Origin of the sequence: Pseudomaricurvus alkylphenolicus, assembly GCF_011683955.1 — a bacterium.
Classification (GTDB): domain Bacteria; phylum Pseudomonadota; class Gammaproteobacteria; order Pseudomonadales; family Cellvibrionaceae; genus Pseudomaricurvus; species Pseudomaricurvus alkylphenolicus.
On sequence record NZ_JAAQPI010000002.1, the window covers coordinates 451,568 to 468,966 of the forward strand.

A 17,399-nucleotide genomic window follows, 5' to 3' on the forward strand; every position below is an offset into this window, starting at 1 on the left:
CAAGCGTAAGACTGCCTGAGAGGTTATCCGGCAAAGTATTTACCTCCAGTCGACAGTAAAAGGAACTGGCCATCCGCCACCTGCATGCTCAACCTCAGCGAATACCGCCGACGCAACCCGATCGCCACCAAACTGATGGCGCTGATTCTGCTGACCAGCTCGATGATCGCCCTGATCGCCATCCTGCTGCAGCTGTATACCAGCTTTCGAGACGATATTTCTGAACTGGAAAAGCGCCTCGACCAGGTGCGTATCAGTACCCTGCCCAGTATTACCAAGAGCCTTTGGGGCTTTGACGAGGAGCAGCTGAACGTCCAAATCCGATCGGTGTTGGAGGTGGAAGACGTGGTCCAGGTAACCGTGGTCTGGCGCGACTGGAACAACCAGGAGCAAGCCATGATGGCCAGCTCTCTGGATTCCAGGCTGGGACTCGAGCAGGTCGAACAAGCCACAGAAAAGGTCCTGATCAAGGAATATCCCCTTGTTTATACCGCGGAAAATGCCCCGGACCAGACGCTGGGCAAACTGATTGTGACCGCGAGTCTAGACAGTGTTTACCAGAAGCTCTGGGAGCGGGCCTGGTTTATCGGTACCCTGCAGGGCACAAAAACCCTGATCGTGTCCCTGTTTATTCTGTGGCTGGTGCGCTCCCTGCTGACCAAACATATGGACACCATCGCCCGCTATACCCGACAGTTGAATCTGGACAAACTGAAGATTGGCCTGCGTCTGAACCGTTCCAAATCACCGCACAGCGCGCCGGATGAGCTGGATAATGTGGTGGAGGCCATCAATCAAATGAGGGAGTCGCTGATCGAGGATATCGACCAGCGGCAGGCGATGGAAAGTGCGCTGCTGGCCGAAAAAGAGGAAAAACTCGAAAGCCATCGTCAGAAAGCAGCCGCCGAGGAAGCCAATAAGGCCAAAAGTCAATTCCTCGCCACCATGAGCCATGAGATCCGTACCCCAATGAATGGCGTTATCGGCATGGTGGAACTGCTGCGCGATACGCCCCTCAACGACAACCAGCAACATTATCTGGATGTCATCCACCGTTCTGGTGAGACCCTGTTAACCATCATCAATGACATTCTCGACTACTCCAAGATCGAAGCCGGCAAAATGGAGTTGGAGTCGGTGGTGTTCAATCTGGAAGAGTTGATTGAGGATTGTGTCCAGCTATTTGGTGCCACCGCCAACAAACGCCACATTGAGCTGGTGGGCAGTGTCAGTCCCACCACCCCCATCTACGTCTACGGTGATCCCACCCGTCTGCGTCAGATTCTCATTAATCTGATCGGGAATGCTTTTAAGTTCACCTCGGAAGGCTGTATCTCTATCAATGCTCAACGGCAACCTGACACAGATGTGGACAATCCCGCTGTGCGATTCGCTGTCATCGACAGCGGAATCGGCATCTCCGATGACGCCCAGCGCGGACTGTTTCAATCATTCAGCCAGGCGGACAGTTCGACAACCCGAAAATACGGGGGCACCGGCCTGGGGCTGGCCATCTGCAAACGCCTGGTTGAGCTGATGGGGGGAAGTATCGGTTGCGAGAGTGTGGAAGGGCAGGGCTCTACCTTCTGGTTTACCGCCCAATTCACCCGCGCCGATGCCCCACCGGAATCCCTGGGGCGCATTCTTCCCAGCTTGGCCGGAAAACACCTGTTAATTGTGGAAGATAATCGACAGTTGGCCGATACCCTCTGCCACCACGCGCGCAGTTGGGGCATGCTGGTAGACTCTGTCCGCAGTGCCGATCAATGCCTGACGATGCTCGCAGAGCGACGCCAACGGGAGGAGCCCGAGTACGATTTCATCTCTCTGGACTACTACCTGACCGATGGCGATGGCATCAGCCTGGCTGGCGATATCCTCAAGGATAACCCCAAGTGCAGCAGCAAAATGTTTATGCTCACCGCCTCCGACGACCCCTTTAGCCATGACGTCCTGGCGCAGAAACAGATATTGGCCGTGCTGCGCAAGCCAATGTCTCCGAAGAAGTTACGAATAGAGCTGGGTCAACTGCAGGGGCAAACCCTGGATACTCGTGTGGTGCCTGCGGAGAGCACCGAAAGCCAGTCCAACTTTGCCAATTTGCGGATTTTGGTGGCGGAAGACAACTCAGTGAACCGCATGGTCATCAAGGGATTGCTGGGAAAGCTGCAGATCACACCTACTCTGGTGGAGAATGGACTCCAGGCCTGGGAACAGAGCGTGCACGCTGAGAAACCCTACGATTTGATTCTGATGGACTGTGAAATGCCTGAAATGGACGGGTTTGAAGCCACCCGGCGCATCCGCCAATATGAAAAAGAGCACCAGGTGGAGGCGACCCCAATCGTCGCCCTGACCGCTCATGCCATGCAGGAACACCGGGAAATGGTGTACGCCTGTGGCATGAATCACTTCCTGTGCAAGCCTGTTACCCTGCAGGAACTGCGCAGCGCCTTCGACAAATTGGGCTTATCCAAGTCCGTGGAAAGCGTTATTTCTTGAGCCTGCAGCCCTCAGCCTAGCAACATCCACCGGAATCGTTGCCACCGGCGTGGCTGGCTCCCTTGGTTTCTGCCGCCGGTCGCAGAGTGCCGGCGGGTTTGCAGAAGCAGCCATTATTGATCTCTTCAGCCGGGCTCATACCCACGAAATGCTCCTGATAATCTCCACTGGTAAGCAGCTCGAAGGTACGCCGGGATACCGCCGTGCGATCACCGCGGCAATAAACGTTGCCCAGGTCGTCCTCCACTTTGCTGAAAGGTCCGCGATACAGGACCGCGTCACCACCGTCATAAAGATCTTGGCGGCTTGGTTTAGTCGCTACCAGGGTGACTGAGCGAAATTCGATACCTTCAACCACCTGCCAGGGTTCAGACTCCCACTTATCGTAGGCCACCCCGACAAATCCGGCGTCGAGAAAGGCCTGCACAAACTCTTTTTCCTGGAAGGCACCGGAAATACAACCACTCCAGAGTTGAGCGTCGTCCTGCAGGTGTTGGGGCACAGGCTCGTCACAGACAATATCCGAGATCGCCACACGACCACCGGGCTTGAGAACACGAAACACCTCTCTCAGCATCTGCGCCCGGTCATTCTGGGCCACGAGATTGAGGACGCAGTTGGATACCACCAGGCTGACGCTGTCATCCTCAACCAACGGACTGTCCGCCCTTTGACGTTGCTTCCACTGCTCCAATGCCTGCATACCGGCCAGATCTTTGACCGGGTTTTGTGCCAGCCATTGCTCCAGCGCACTGACATCCAGTGCCAGGTCCTGAATGTAGCCTTTGCGGAAATCCACTCGATCGGAGCCCAGTTTGCTGGCCATTTCATCCTGATAGCTCCGCGCCAACTCGAGCATATCATCGGTCATATCAACACCAATCACGGCTCCCTGCTCACCGACAATTTGAGCCGCCATGTAGCAGATCTTGCCGCCGCCGCTGCCCAGATCGAGTACCACATCCCCTTCACGCACATAGCGGGAGGGGTCTCCGCATCCATAGTCACGTTCGATGATTTCAGTGGGCAGCATCTTCAGCAGCGAGGTGTCGTAGTCCACCGGACAACAGAGTGCTTCCTGCACCGCTTTGGCGCCTTCGGCGTAGCGCTCACTCACAAGTGTTTCGACGTTCATAGGTAATCCTTCTATAGGCGGCAATCAGATTTTGGATTTGGGGGCATAATAGCCCACTGGCGCAGCCTCATCTATCGCACTTATTACGTTCATGGCAGATGATGGAGGGGCTGGCAGCCGCCGTCTTGGAAAGCAAGCCGCCGCGTTGGTTCCCGCATCTGGCGGTAGAAGTGGCATAAGATAAGGGGTTTCCCCTTGAGTGTTGCCCCTGCTCTTATTATCATCCCAGGTCTTTAGAGAGCGACGGAGAGGTCAATGACCTGATGTCGCGCACCGTCACTCGCAGGAGAAAGATTATGAGTAACAGCATCGTGCATGTAACCGATGCCAGCTTTGAGACCGAGGTACTCAACGCTGAGGGCCCCGTACTGGTCGATTTTTGGGCAGAATGGTGTGGTCCCTGTAAGATGATTGCCCCCGTTCTCGATGAGCTGTCTGGCGAGTACGCCGGTAAAATCAAGATCTGTAAAATGGATGTTGATGCCAATCAGGAGACCCCGGGCAAGTTCAATATTCGTGGTATTCCCACCCTGATTATCTTCAAGGGCGGTAACGCCGAAGGAACCAAGGTTGGTGCCCTGTCGAAAGCGCAATTGGTCGAATTTATTGACGGCTGTCTGTAATTCGATTGACGCTGCCTGTGCTCAATGGCGAGTACAGGCGGCCGGTTCCGGTTGACCGACACATCAAATCGGCCATTCTCGCCATCCCGCTGGCCAAATTTTGCTCTTTTAATTTTGCACAGGGTAATTTTTGCCGCTATACTGTCCTCCATCTATACAGGTCGCCTGGACAGACCGGCTCGCGCTACAATGACAAGCAAGCGTTACAAATGCGAGATTGCTAGATATTTGCAAAGCCAGAACGAGAATTTGCAAGATAAAAAGGACGCCGTGTGGAGTATCCCCGGTTAACTAACGTAAGCTTCTGACCAGCCAACCCCCACAATTTTCAAGCGCTCATTACCCTTATTCATCCTGCCGGATTCAATGGATAATTTCACATTGATCGACAGAAGCCCGGGTGATTATGCCGAAACATCACACAGCCATCTAGCGGTGGTTGATCCATTAATTCAAAACTGACTATCACAGTTGCAACGAATTCCTATGAACCTGACCGATCTGAAAACCAAACCCATTGAAGAACTGATTGCCATTGCCAAAGAAATGGGCATGGAGAACCTCGCCCGTTCACGCAAACAGGACATCATATTTAACATCCTGAAACGCCACGCCAAGAGCGGTGAAGATATCTACGGCGACGGGGTGTTGGAAATTCTTCAGGACGGGTTTGGCTTTCTGCGTTCGGCGGACAGTTCTTATCTGGCCGGCCCCGATGACATCTACGTCTCACCAAGCCAGATTCGCCGCTTCAACCTTCGCACCGGCGACACCATAGAGGGCAAGATCCGCCCACCTAAGGATGGCGAACGCTACTTCGCTATGCTCAAGGTCAACCAGATCAACTTTGATAAGCCCGAAAATTCCAAGAACAAGATTCTGTTCGAAAACCTGACGCCGCTGTTCCCCAATGATCGTCTGGTGTTGGAAGCCGGTAACGGTTCCACTGAGGACTTGACGGGTCGAATCATCGACCTGATCGCTCCGATTGGCAAAGGCCAGCGCGGTCTGATTGTGGCACCGCCAAAGGCCGGTAAGACCATTATGATGCAGAACATTGCCCAGGCGATTACCCGCAACAACCCGGAGTGTCACCTGATCGTACTGTTGATTGACGAACGCCCTGAAGAAGTGACGGAAATGCAGCGCTCTGTGCGCGGCGAAGTTGTGGCCTCCACCTTCGATGAACCACCGGCACGCCACGTACAGGTGGCCGAAATGGTGATCGAGAAAGCCAAGCGATTGGTGGAGCACAAGAAAGATGTGGTTATCCTGCTGGACTCCATTAACCGTCTTGCCCGTGCCTACAACACCATTGTACCGTCCTCCGGCAAGGTATTGACCGGTGGTGTGGACGCTCACGCCCTCGAGCGTCCAAAACGTTTCTTTGGTGCCGCCCGTAACATTGAAGAAGGCGGCAGCCTCTCCATCGTCGCCACCGCACTGGTGGAAACCGGCTCCAAGATGGACGAGGTGATTTTTGAAGAATTTAAAGGTACAGGTAACCAGGAATTGCACCTGGATCGCAAGATTTCAGAGAAGCGGGTCTACCCGGCCATTAATATCCGTCGCTCCGGCACCCGTCGCGAAGATCTGTTGATGCGTGAAGACGAGCTGCAACGCGTCTGGATTCTGCGCAAGCTGTTGCACGATATGGAAGATATCGGCGCAACCGAGTTTTTGGTAGACAAACTCAAAGATCACAAGACCAACGACGAGTTCTTCCTGTCGATGAAGCGCAAGTAACGGCAATAAAAACGACAGCAGGGAGCGCGGCGCAAGTAAATCAGACCAGGATGGACTATCCTGAAAAAGCTAATAACAGAAACGCACCTGTAACCGGAGCGGTGCAAAGTTTCGATTTTCGTCGCAGGCACGTGAGAGTGATTGCGACGACTAATTCCGGAAATCGGCCGAACTGCCATGAACATATTGATCTGTGATGACTCCGGGATGGCGCGCAAACAAATGATGCGGGCGCTGCCACCCCAACTGAGCTCCAACGTTCAATTTGCCGAGCACGGACAGCAGGCACTGGACATTCTGGAAGCCAGCAGTATTGATCTCTTGCTGCTGGACCTGACCATGCCGGTCATGGATGGCTACGAAACCCTTGCCCAGATCAGGGACAGGGCTATCGAATGCATCACCATTGTGGTGTCGGGAGACATACAACCCGAGGCCCAGCAACGGGTTCTCTCTCTGGGAGCGCTGGCCTTCCACAAGAAGCCGGTGGACGGCGACCAGCTGGAAAAACTGCTGACCGATTACGGTTTATTGCAGCCCGCTGAAGCACAAGTTGCCGAAATCGAACCTCCACCGCCCGCTGTTACAGAAGCAGTCAGCCAGACCATCAGCCCCAAAGAGTGTCTGCGTGAGGTGTCAAACGTGGCCATGGGACAGGCAGCCGACAAATTGGCGAGACTGCTGAATGCCTTTATCAACCTGCCAATTCCCCGTGTAGATATTCTCAGTGCCGGTGAGCTTGCCATGACTTTGGAATCACTGGCAGGCGGCCAGCATTTGGCAGTTTCACAGGGTTTTGTCGGGCGTGGCCTGGCCGCGGAAGCCTTGCTCAGCACGGATCTTAAAGGGGTTGCCGGTCTTCAGAAATTGATGTCCGAACACAATGCCAATACAGGCGACAGCGGAGTCGGGTCAATTCTCGATGCCGCCGCCGTGCTGACAGGCGCCTTCCTGACGGGTATCGGTGAAATTCTGGACCTGGATTTCAGCCGCAGCCAGTCCGTGATTCTCTCTGCAGCCAATGTCTCTAACCAGGAATGGCGCGAGCGCGTAGCCAATACGGAAGACACACTGACCATTGAAATCCCCTACCATTTTGAGGAAGGGGACTTTGTCTGCGACTTGCTGCTGCTCTTCCCGGGCAAGGCTGGGGATTACTTGCTGAATCGGGCCAGCTATTTGTCTGAGGGGGAATTCTGATCGTGGATATGCGCGAAATCCACTGGCTGATGAACATGCTCACCAATATGGATGTGGGTATTGTTGTGTTCGATCGCCAGGGCCAAGTCATAGTGTGGAACCACTTTATGGAAAACCACTCCGGCATAAGTTCCACTGAAATCAAGGAACAGGGATCACTGTTCGATGTGTACCCCATCTTTAAGGAGCGCTGGCTGCAGAACAAGATAGACTCCGCCTTGTTATTGGACTGCGAGATGTTTGTCAGCTGGGAACAGGTGCCTCATCTTTTTGACTTTGCCGCCTATCGCCCCGTTACCGGTTCAGCCACCAAGATGTACCAGAACATCACCGTCAATGCCCTCAAGGACGCCAGTGGCGAAGCTTCTTATATTTCGATGATGGTGTACGATGTCAGCGACGTTGCGGTCAATAAGCAGGCTCTCGAAAAAATCAACCGCGAGCTGGAGCTGAGCAGTCGCACCGACAAGCTCACTGGATTGTTTAATCGCGGGTACTGGCAGGAAAAGCTCTCTGAAGCCGTGCAGCTGCACGCCCGCTATGAAACCGCTCACAGCCTGATTTTGTTTGATATCGACCACTTCAAGCGCGTCAACGACAGCTATGGGCACCAGGCCGGCGACGAGGTCATTCGGCAGGTAGCTGACAGCGCGGCCCAAAGCGCAAGGGTTATGGATGTCGTCGGTCGCTACGGTGGTGAAGAGTTTGGCATTATCCTGCCGGAAACTGATGCCGAAGGTGCTCGGGTTCTCGGCGAACGTTTGCGCCAGGAGGTTGAGACGCTGCAGATTCCCTTTGAAAGGGAACAGCTGACGGTGACAATCAGTCTCGGAATCGCCTCGCTCAATTCAAGTATGCTGGACGAAGACAAGTGGTTGCAGGCGGCTGACGAAGCCCTCTACCAGGCCAAGGAGCAGGGTCGCAATCAGGTAGTGGTGCATAAGGGGTAGCCCTGACACAAATCATCATGGCTCACCATTACTTTGCAACATCTGCAACGCACGCTTGATGGCTTTTAACCGACGCTTTTTGCGCGCCATCTGCGGGTCTTCCTCATCCAGAGCCGCCACCTCCTGCTTGAGCTCTTCGTAGTTGCTCTGCAATTCCTGTATTTGCTGTGCCCTCTCTGCTTTATCAAAGATCAGCTCTTCAGGGTCAACCCCGGAACTTCTTCCGGCAATCATAAAGGAGCGTTCAGGAATCATGGCCGTGCTGACCTGACGTTGGTTCATAAACGAAGGCGACACAATTTCCACCCCTTGTTCGTGCAGTCGGTCCATCATCTTTTTGTGCAATAGCGAGCGGCTCGACAGGATCTGTCGCACCTGCTGCAGAAACCCCGATACGCGATAGCTGATCGCGAAGTCTCCCAATGCCATCACGTGTACAAACGGTTCTTGCAATTCCGCGTCTGTCGCTGCCTGCAATAATAACGCCTCCACCAGTTGGTGATCGACGTCATAACCGAGACTGATCTCAGCCGAAACAATGGTCCCATCGGCGTGAACCACCTTGACCGGGTTCGTCGCCAAATAGAGGTTGGGCAGGGTCAGTAAGTTGCGATCTTCCATTTGGATTTCGGTGTGAAACAGGTCCTGCTCGGTAACACGCCCAAAGTGATCACCGACACGTATAAAGTCGCCGGGAGAGAAGTTCTTCAAGGAACGCAACATGAATCCAGCCATGGCATTGGCGGCAATCGTGGGAGAAGACAGCGTTACAATCGCCGTCAACAACAGACCCAGTACCGTCAGCAATTGCCCGCGCACGGAATTTTCGAGTGGAAGGGTTAAGGGAAGCCCCACCAGAGTCGCCAGAATGACGGCAGCCACCACCAACTGATCCCGAAATCGTTGACCGTGTACCGAGGCTTTTGATCGCCTTCCCAACCAATGTAAGGCCAACACCGCTGCCGTTAACAGCGCCAGACTTGGCACCAGTGCCGGCATCACCTGCACCACCCCCTGCCACATGGATTCCAACACGCCGATTCCCTACAATAACCGCCTGTCTGACAACCATAACGCCTAATGGCTCGAACACCAAGGCAACACCCTATGAAATACTCCGACCTGCGGGACTTTATCAAGCTGCTGGAAAAACGCGGTCAACTCAAGCGTGTCAAAGCGGCGGTGGATCCGAATCTGGAAATGACCGAAATTTGCGATCGTACGCTGCGAGCAGGGGGCCCCGCACTGCTGTTCGAAAATCCGGTGGGCCACGATACCCCAGTGCTCGCCAACCTGTTTGGGACACCGGAGCGAGTGGCATTGGGTATGGGCCAGGAATCGGTTGCCGCCCTGCGTGAAGTGGGTCAGCTATTGGCGTTCCTCAAGGAACCGGAACCGCCAAAAGGTTTGCGTGACGCCTGGCAGAAGATGCCCATCTTCAAACAGGTATTGAACATGGGGCCCAAGGTTGTGAACAAGGCCCCGTGCCAACAGGTGGAGATTGACGCCGCCGATGTGGACCTGTACCGCCTCCCGATCCAAACCTGCTGGCCCGGCGACGCCGCTCCACTGGTTACCTGGCCTCTGGTGATCACCCGTGGCCCCAATAAAGAGCGGCAAAACCTGGGTATCTATCGCATGCAATTGATCGGCAAGAATCGTTTGATCATGCGCTGGCTTTCCCACCGGGGCGGCGCCCTGGATTTCAGGGAATGGCAGCAGCAACATCCCGGAGAACCCTATCCGGTTTCTGTGGCATTGGGTGCGGATCCTGCTACCATTCTCGGTGCAGTGACGCCGGTACCCGATACTTTAAGCGAATACGCCTTTGCCGGGCTACTGAGAGGCGACAAGACCGAAGTCATCAAAAGCCGCACCAATGACTTGCAGGTTCCGGCCTCGGCGGAGTTTGTGCTGGAAGGGTTTATATACCCGGACGACATGGCCGACGAAGGTCCATTTGGTGATCACACGGGCTACTACAACGAAGTCGATCGCTTCCCGGTCTTTACGGTAGAAAAAATCACCCATCGTCGCGATCCCATCTACCACAGTACTTATACGGGTCGTCCACCGGATGAACCGGCGGTTCTGGGTGTCGCACTTAACGAAGTGTTCGTCCCCATTCTGCAGAAGCAGTTTCCCGAAATTGTCGACTTTTATCTGCCACCGGAGGGCTGCTCCTATCGCCTGGCAGTGGTGACCATGAAAAAGCAGTACCCCGGCCACGCCAAACGGGTGATGATGGGGGTTTGGTCATTCCTGCGACAGTTTATGTACACCAAATTCGTGATAGTTACGGACGACGATGTTAACGCCAGAGATTGGAACGATGTGATCTGGGCGATTACCACCCGAATGGACCCCATCCGCGATACGACGCTGGTCGACAATACCCCTATCGACTATCTGGATTTCGCCTCGCCGGTCTCGGGGTTGGGTTCGAAAATGGGGCTGGATGCCACCAATAAATGGCCCGGCGAAACAGAACGGGAGTGGGGCGAACCCATTGTCATGAGCCCCGAGGTCAAGCAAAGGGTGGACGATATCTGGGACAGTTTGGGCATTGACCCATAAACCTCAACTCAGCAGGTGACTGAAGCGCTCGAACAGGATCACACCCCACACATACAGCGTTAGCAACAGGCTTACCAGAACAGCGGCAGAGCCGAGGTCTTTGGCCCGGCCGCTGAGCTCATGGTGGTCGGTGCCAATGCGATCAATTGCGGCCTCTACCGCGCTGTTCAGCAATTCAACAATAATCACCAGTGCCAGACAGGCAATCATGGCAATGCGTTCCAGCTGTGACACATCCAGCCACAGTGCCAGCGGCAGGAGTATCGCTCCGAGTGTGATCTCCTGGCGAAAGGCAGCCTCATTTTTCCAGGCCATGGCAAAGCCATTGAGAGAATAGCCAAAGGCATTGATGACCCGGCGTATGCCGCGCTTGCCTTTTAACTCACTGGCATCCATTGGAATGTCCTCATCCATTTCGAACCTCCGGCATCGGCAAATCCGGCAGGTGATCGGCCGTGAGCAGCAAGCCCTGCTGGTAGTATTCGGTGCTGCGTTTATGTTCACCCAGATGTGCCAGCAATCGCGCCATTTCCGCAAATGCCTCCGGTGATCCCTGGATTTTCAGGCTGCTTTCGAAATAGTCCCTGGCTTTGCCCCAGAGCTGGTTGCGCATGCACAGGCGTCCTAGAGTCAACAACAGTTCCGCATTGCCCGGCCGCTCCTTGAGCCAGCCTTCAGCCGTGAGCAGCTGGCGCTGTACATCGGCACCCTTGAGCAAGCCGTAATAGAGCACCAATTGACTGTTCCACTGCTTCTGCAATACTTTGCGCAAAGTGCTTTCAGCATTGATGGCTGCCTTTTCAGCCTCCAGCAGTTTTACGTATATCAGTACCACCTCCGGGGACTGGCGCCAGTTTTTGGGGACTTTTTGCCAGGCGCTCTCGATGGCGTCCGCGCTAAAGTCCTGTTGTCCGGCCTGTTGCAACTGTCGGATATAAACCAAACGCGACAACCGCTCTAACTCGTGCTCATCCACCACATTCTGCCGCTTTAACTGTGGCAGAATTTTTTCCAGGCCCTGCCAATCCTGCAATTGTTCCAGCACCTGACGCAGCAGATCCAGCACCACGGGATGCTTTGGTGACAGCTTGCGTGCGCGTTCCAGGGTCGCGGCACACTGTTCATATTTTTTTGCCAGCAGCTGCATACGTGCCTGAGTCAAGGCTACCGCGAGGCCGGCATTAGGGTTTTCCTCTTCTGCCTTGGCCAGCATACTATTGGCCTGTTGCTCGTCGCCGAGTTCGTAGGCACTGCGAGCTGCCCCCAGATAATTCACCAGGGGTGCGCTGGAGACCGGCGCCGATCGGGTTAGCAGCCTGAGCGCCTGGCGCCAATTGCCCTCGATAAAGTAAATCAGCCCGGCGGCCGTCTGGCGCTGTCCCCGAACTTCTGCGCCCACAAATACTTTCTGCAGCTGGTTGCCAATGCCGCGAAAGCCTCCCCGCAATAACCACAAGCCGAACCAGATCAAAAATACCGTCAGCGCCAGCATGATCAGGGCAAACCAGACACTGGTTTCCCAGGAGTGATGCCCGATCACAATCAGTAAATAGCTGGGCTGGTTCAACATCCATTGGTACAACACATTGCCCCCGAACAGGGCGAGAACCAGAGCAAAGAACAGCCACTTCACCTTACTGCCCTCCCTCATCGGTGCCGGGCTCTTCGCGCAGCTGAGGCTGACCGGCGGTGGCATCCAGCAGGTGCAGCCGTTCTATGTATTCTTGCAAAGCACTGAGTGAACCACCAAGACTAGGCAGGTCGGTGCGAACGGCTTGACCGGATAGTTGCTGCAGCTCATTGGCAATCGTTTGCGCCCGCGATTGCATAGGGAAGAACTGACGCAATGTTGAGACAGCCTGCTCCAGGCTGTGTCGATAGATGGATGATTCCTCTCTCAACAATGCCAACTGAGCCTGCTCCAGCTTGAAGCGAAGGTTCTGGCGCAGATAACTGCCGCCATCGGGAGGCAGCAGAGGCGGCAGTGGTTTGTCATGGCGGCGGTATTGCACCTGGCTGGCAAAGCGATCCATAGCCGAGAAGAAGTGGCTTTTGAGGTTTGGCCAGAAGCCTTCTGGTGCAGGGGCTGCAGCATCGCTGACAGATTCCTGCAAGGGTCTTTGGTAGCGTGGCGTTTGAGGCAACTGCATAATCTGTTCGGAGAGGGCATCAATCTGTAAATAGAGACCGCTGCGATCAATAGCTGGCGCCAACTTCAGCGCAGCGATATCCCGCGCCAGCTTGTCACGTACAGGAAACAGTTCGTCGTCATCCATCTCCACCAGTATTTTGTCCGCCGCCTGCAACAGAGCGAGAGCACCGCTGGGTCCGCGCTCCATCAATAGTCTCTGGCTGGCCAGACGCAAGAGATATTCCGCCTCCGCCAACAGCCAGTCTTCGCGGCTGGTTGTCGCCAGGCTGCGCAGCCGGCGGCTGTGTTGTTGCAGGCGCTGGTCCAGCCCCTGAAGGCCATTCTGCCAATCTTGTACCTGACTGCGTTGCTGTTGGGCAACCTCCTGCAATTGACTGCGCGCCTGTGTGAGTTGTTGTTGTTGTTGCTGCAGTGATGAACGCCAGGCCTGTTGCTGCTGAGTTTGTTGTTGTAGCCAGTTCCACCCCAGATAACCGGTGCCTGTCATCGCCAGCAACATAACAACCACCAGTGCCACCAGCCACAGCGGTGCACGGCTCGTCGCTGTTTTATCCTGTTTGGGCTCAGATGCCTCCGAATCCTTGATGGGTTCCGCAATATCTGCAACGGCCACCCCGGATACATCTTCGACTTGCTCGTCGGAATTGCGCTCTTCGCTCATGATGTTGTTGGTATTCCTTGTAATGATTCCGCGTTATCCACATGTCTGCTGTTGTCGCCAAACCAGCAGTTGTTCCAGCATAGTCTGGTCAGCGGCGCTCTCGGCCACCAGCAGAGTGTTAAAATCTTTTTCCCTGGCCAGCCTGGCTACGCGTTCTCCTGGCAGCAACACGGGGAGATTGCGCCAGTCACCTTGACCCAGTTCGGCAATGACCCGATCCCAGTTCAGCAGGCCTTCACCACTGTGCACCGCCACCACGTCAGTGGACCGCCCCCAACGCCCTTTAAGCAGCTCAGAAACAACCCCTTGGGGGAAGCAACGGCGATAAAGCTCGCAGTAATCAACTTTGGCGCCCCGTTGCTGCAATGTGTCTCCCAGCAAGGTTCGCCCTCCCTGACCCCGGAGTATCATAACCCGTTGACCGGCCAATGCTTGCAGAGTCGGCTGTGCCAGCAACGCCTCACTGTTCATACTGCCACCGGGCTCGGCTACCTCCAGGCCCCGCGCCTCTATGACCTTGAGAGCCTTTATCGCCTTTGCCGTAGCTCCACCCACTGCGTGCAAATGTGGGCCTGGTCCCGCAGGCCAATAGCGCTGCAGCCAGGGCTCAGCATGACGAACCGCATTTTGGCTGACAAAGATCAAGTGCTGGTAACTGCTCAGGCTTTGCATCCGGAAGCCAATAGTCTTCCAGGCCTCTGTATCCTGCTCAGTGATGGGTTCAATCTGTATTAATGCCGCCCTTAAGGTGGTGGCCCCCGATTGCCTCAAACACTGATCCCACTTTTCCGCCTGCGCATCCGGTCGCGTATTCAATACCCGAACACCGCTCAAAGGGGAGCTGTCTCCCTCATTCACGGGGTTGATCACCATAGACTTCTGACAGGATGTCTCCGGCCCCCGCCTTCAATAGCCGTTCGGCCAGCTCTGTCCCCAAGCGTTCGGCATCGGCAACCGGACCGCGAACGTCGTCCTCCAGCATCACACTGCCATCGGGTTTACCCACCAGCCCCCGCAGCCAGAGCTGGTCGCCTTCGTGAACCGCGTAGCCACCGATCGGCACCTGGCATCCACCTTCAAGACGGCGGTTCATGGCCCGTTCGGCCAAGACCTGTTGTGCCGTGGTTTGGCAGTGCAACGGCTGCAACAACGCCAGCACCTCTTCATCATTGCTACGGGTTTCGATACCCACCGCTCCCTGACCACCGGCGGGCAAACTGAATTCCGGAGCAATACGCTCACGAATGCGATCGGCCATCTCCAGTCTCAACAATCCGGCGGTGGCCAGAATAATCGCGTCGTAATCGCCATCGTCGAGTTTCTGCAAACGGGTGTTGACGTTGCCTCGCAGAAATTTCACCTGCAGATCAGGTCGTTTGGCCAACAACTGGCATTGACGACGCAGACTGGAGGTTCCGACGACACTGCCGGCTGGCAACGCCGCAAGCGTCTCAAAGCGGTTGGAAACGAAGGCATCGCGCGGGTCTTCTCGCGGGCAGATCACCGCCAATCCCAGCCCCTGGGGAAACTCCATGGGAACATCTTTCATCGAGTGCACGGCGATATCGGCTTCGTCGCTGAGCAACGCGTGCTCGAGCTCTTTGACAAACAGCCCTTTGCCTCCCACCTTGGCGAGTGGCACATCAAGGATTTTGTCGCCACGGCTGGTCATGGGAACCAGCTCTACCGTGAGCTGCGGATGGTGACGCTCCAGCTCAGCCTTCACGTATTCAGCCTGCCACAGTGCGAGTGCGCTTTTGCGGGTGGCGATTCTCAGGGGGCGGGTAGGGCGTATGGTCATGTCGCGGGGCTCAGATTCCGGGGGGTTGGCAGGGTGTGCATTTGAAGCGGCATAATACCAAAGCTACCGTTCAACATCTCCTATCGCTTGGTCTTATCTTCCACAGCAGGCTTTTTCGGGCGCCGCGGCGGCTTTGATAAACTGTTGAAAACCAACCGCAGGGCACCTCTAAGGGGCAGCTGCGCCCGTCAACAATTGACGCAGGGCGGCGACATGGCGGCGACTGACCACCGGTCGCTGTTGCGTGCCTGTCAGGCGCAGGACAAATTGTCCATTGGCACCTTTCTCCATGGCCTCGATCCGGTTCAACGCGACCAGTGCGTTGCGATGAACTCTTACAAAGCGCTCGCCCAGCGATTGTTCCAGTTCTTTAAGGGTATCGTCGATCAGCGTCTCTCCCTCACGGTGATAGACGGTGACGTACTTGTGGTCAGCGGCAAAAAAGTGGATTTGCTCGATCGGGATTAATTCCACGCCGCGGCGAGTGCGCGCACTGATATGGGGTCGACCTTCACTGCCTTGATTCAGCGTTTGGCGCTGTGCCTTGTTGAGATTACAGGCTTGCTGCATTGCGGCGAGCAACTTTTCCTTGCGTACGGGCTTCAGCAGATAGTCGACGGCATTGACACCAAAGGCCTCCAGTGCGTGCTGCTCATAAGCCGTACAGAAGATCACCGCTGGAGGATCTTCCAAATCCACCAATTGTTGTGCCGCCAACAGACCACTTTCACCGGGCATATGTATATCCAGCAGTACGATATCCGGGTCATGCTCCATGACCGCCGCCATAACCCGGTCGCCACTGGAAACTTCTGCCACCACCCGAAAGTCAGGCTCATCGGCCAACATCCGCTTTAGCCGGTCTCTGGCAAGGGGCTCATCGTCTACGATCACCACATCCATAGCATCATCCTTTTGCAGCCGTATCAGCCGGCTGACTCCTCCGCCAGATAGCCATCAACCGGATAGGCCAGATAAGCGGAAAACTCCCCGTTTTGCACCTGAGTCTTAAAGGTCGCCCGATTCCCGAACAACGCTTGCAGGCGGTTATGAATATTGGTCAGCGCCATCTGGTTACCCGGTTGGGCCGGTTGGGCCGGCAGGGGATTGGTCACCTCCAGCTCCAGGCGGCCATCGCGGACCTCAGCGCGGACCTGCACGGTGCCCCCCTCCGGAATCGGCGCAATACCGTGCTGAATGGCATTTTCCAGCAGCGGTTGCAGCAGCAATCGGGGGATGCGCACATCATTGTCGCCTTTCTCAAGCCCTGGCGACAAGTGCCATTTCACTTGCAATCGGGAGCCCAACCTCACCTGCTCAATAGACATGTAATGCCGACAAAGCAGCAGCTCTTCGTTAAGCGGGACCTGCCCCGGTTCCGCCAAACTGGCGCGAAACAACTCACACAGATCCTCCACAAGCTTTTCGGCTTTTTCCGGCTCCACCGATATCAGACTGGCAATGCTGTTCATCGAATTAAACAGAAAGTGAGGCTGAATCCTGGACTGCAGCGCCTGTATGCGCGCGCGCAGCTCAGCCTGCTGTTGGTTGTGCAATTGCTGCTGTAAATAGAGATAGCGTAATAGAACGCCGGCAAATATGGCTGCGAGCAACAGGCTTTCGAGGGCACGCATCCCATCTCGACTTTGCCAGCCGTCCAATATCCAGAGGCCCGTCACCGTGCAAAGCAATGTCACCGCCAGCACCAGTAAATAACTCACGGCACCAGCCAAAGCTGACGGTAACCCCCCAAGCCACAGACGCAGAGGGCAGAGGCTGGCAGCGCTGAGAAGGAAGATCCACAAAATGAGGAAGGATCTAAGCCCCAGCCCCCCCCAATTGAAGTGTTCCAGGCCGCTGTCGGCGACGGTTAATGCCACAGCCAGCAGCTCGCCGAGTAACACCAGCATAAAAACTGCTTGTATTGCGCACAGATTGGGCAGAAAAGGCTCGGGATCGCGTACCGAAAACCGGAAGTTGTCAGGCATTGAGCAATAACCCTCATTTGCATTCAGCTGAGCTATAATAGCCAGCTTTTCCCGGAGGGGGTAA

15 protein-coding genes are annotated in these 17,399 nt (G+C 55.4%); 6 read left to right on the forward strand and 9 right to left on the reverse strand.

All coding sequences use genetic code 11. The annotated features are described in order from the left end of the window. Positions 1 to 84: 84 nt before the first annotated feature. Positions 85 to 2,502 (forward strand): hybrid sensor histidine kinase/response regulator, encoded by a 2,418-nt coding sequence (locus HBA55_RS07335; RefSeq protein WP_166988913.1) that lies wholly within the window; start codon positions 85 to 87, stop codon positions 2,500 to 2,502. Between the two features lie 16 nt (positions 2,503 to 2,518). Here HBA55_RS07335 and HBA55_RS07340 read toward each other — a convergent pair whose 3' ends face one another. Then, positions 2,519 to 3,637 carry a methyltransferase domain-containing protein gene (locus HBA55_RS07340; protein WP_166988915.1) on the reverse strand — a complete coding sequence of 373 codons (1,119 nt, stop codon included), beginning with the start codon at positions 3,635 to 3,637 and terminating at the stop codon, positions 2,519 to 2,521. Between the two features lie 296 nt (positions 3,638 to 3,933). On the opposite strand from HBA55_RS07340, the gene trxA reads away from it, so the two are divergent. From trxA to HBA55_RS07360, 4 genes are all read left to right on the forward strand, one after another. Further along, the gene (gene trxA / locus HBA55_RS07345; protein WP_166988917.1) at positions 3,934 to 4,260 is read left to right on the forward strand and encodes a thioredoxin TrxA; all 327 of its coding nucleotides are present in this window, start codon (positions 3,934 to 3,936) and stop codon (positions 4,258 to 4,260) included. A 486-nt stretch (positions 4,261 to 4,746) separates the two neighbouring features. Continuing rightward, positions 4,747 to 6,006 (forward strand): transcription termination factor Rho, encoded by a 1,260-nt coding sequence (gene rho / locus HBA55_RS07350; protein ID WP_166988919.1) that lies wholly within the window; start codon positions 4,747 to 4,749, stop codon positions 6,004 to 6,006. Between the two features lie 177 nt (positions 6,007 to 6,183). Further along, the gene (locus tag HBA55_RS07355) at positions 6,184 to 7,206 is read left to right on the forward strand and encodes a response regulator (protein ID WP_166988921.1); all 1,023 of its coding nucleotides are present in this window, start codon (positions 6,184 to 6,186) and stop codon (positions 7,204 to 7,206) included. 8 nt (positions 7,207 to 7,214) lie between these two features. Then, on the forward strand, positions 7,215 to 8,156 hold the full coding sequence (locus HBA55_RS07360) for a sensor domain-containing diguanylate cyclase (protein ID WP_206019659.1): 942 nt from the start codon (positions 7,215 to 7,217) through the stop codon (positions 8,154 to 8,156). Positions 8,157 to 8,171: 15 nt separating this feature from the next. On the opposite strand, the gene HBA55_RS07365 is transcribed toward HBA55_RS07360, so the two are convergent. Continuing rightward, on the reverse strand, positions 8,172 to 9,191 hold the full coding sequence (locus HBA55_RS07365) for a mechanosensitive ion channel domain-containing protein (RefSeq protein WP_166988925.1): 1,020 nt from the start codon (positions 9,189 to 9,191) through the stop codon (positions 8,172 to 8,174). Positions 9,192 to 9,263: 72 nt separating this feature from the next. Between HBA55_RS07365 and ubiD the strand changes: the two genes are divergently transcribed. Next, complete coding sequence (gene ubiD / locus HBA55_RS07370) at positions 9,264 to 10,733, forward strand: 4-hydroxy-3-polyprenylbenzoate decarboxylase (protein ID WP_166988926.1); 1,470 nt, start codon at positions 9,264 to 9,266, stop codon at positions 10,731 to 10,733. A 3-nt stretch (positions 10,734 to 10,736) separates the two neighbouring features. On the opposite strand, the gene HBA55_RS07375 is transcribed toward ubiD, so the two are convergent. The 7 genes from HBA55_RS07375 to HBA55_RS07405 form a co-directional block, all read right to left on the reverse strand. Beyond that, positions 10,737 to 11,147 (reverse strand): diacylglycerol kinase, encoded by a 411-nt coding sequence (locus HBA55_RS07375; protein WP_240945945.1) that lies wholly within the window; start codon positions 11,145 to 11,147, stop codon positions 10,737 to 10,739. Beyond that, positions 11,140 to 12,366, reverse strand: a complete 1,227-nt coding sequence (locus HBA55_RS07380; RefSeq protein ID WP_166988928.1) for a heme biosynthesis HemY N-terminal domain-containing protein — start codon at positions 12,364 to 12,366, stop codon at positions 11,140 to 11,142. The genes HBA55_RS07375 and HBA55_RS07380 overlap by 8 nt, the downstream gene beginning before the upstream one ends. 1 nt (position 12,367) lies before the next feature. After that, positions 12,368 to 13,546, reverse strand: coding sequence for a uroporphyrinogen-III C-methyltransferase (locus HBA55_RS07385; RefSeq protein ID WP_166988930.1), 1,179 nt, complete (start codon positions 13,544 to 13,546; stop codon positions 12,368 to 12,370). A 33-nt stretch (positions 13,547 to 13,579) separates the two neighbouring features. Beyond that, positions 13,580 to 14,419: a uroporphyrinogen-III synthase gene (locus HBA55_RS07390; RefSeq protein WP_166988933.1), complete on the reverse strand. Its 840-nt coding sequence runs from the start codon at positions 14,417 to 14,419 to the stop codon at positions 13,580 to 13,582. After that, positions 14,397 to 15,347 (reverse strand): hydroxymethylbilane synthase, encoded by a 951-nt coding sequence (hemC, locus tag HBA55_RS07395; RefSeq protein WP_166988935.1) that lies wholly within the window; start codon positions 15,345 to 15,347, stop codon positions 14,397 to 14,399. The genes HBA55_RS07390 and hemC overlap by 23 nt, the downstream gene beginning before the upstream one ends. A gap of 168 nt (positions 15,348 to 15,515) precedes the next feature. Beyond that, positions 15,516 to 16,250, reverse strand: coding sequence for a LytR/AlgR family response regulator transcription factor (locus HBA55_RS07400; RefSeq protein WP_166988937.1), 735 nt, complete (start codon positions 16,248 to 16,250; stop codon positions 15,516 to 15,518). Between the two features lie 23 nt (positions 16,251 to 16,273). Next, positions 16,274 to 17,335, reverse strand: coding sequence for a sensor histidine kinase (locus tag HBA55_RS07405; RefSeq protein WP_166988944.1), 1,062 nt, complete (start codon positions 17,333 to 17,335; stop codon positions 16,274 to 16,276). Positions 17,336 to 17,399: the final 64 nt, after the last annotated feature.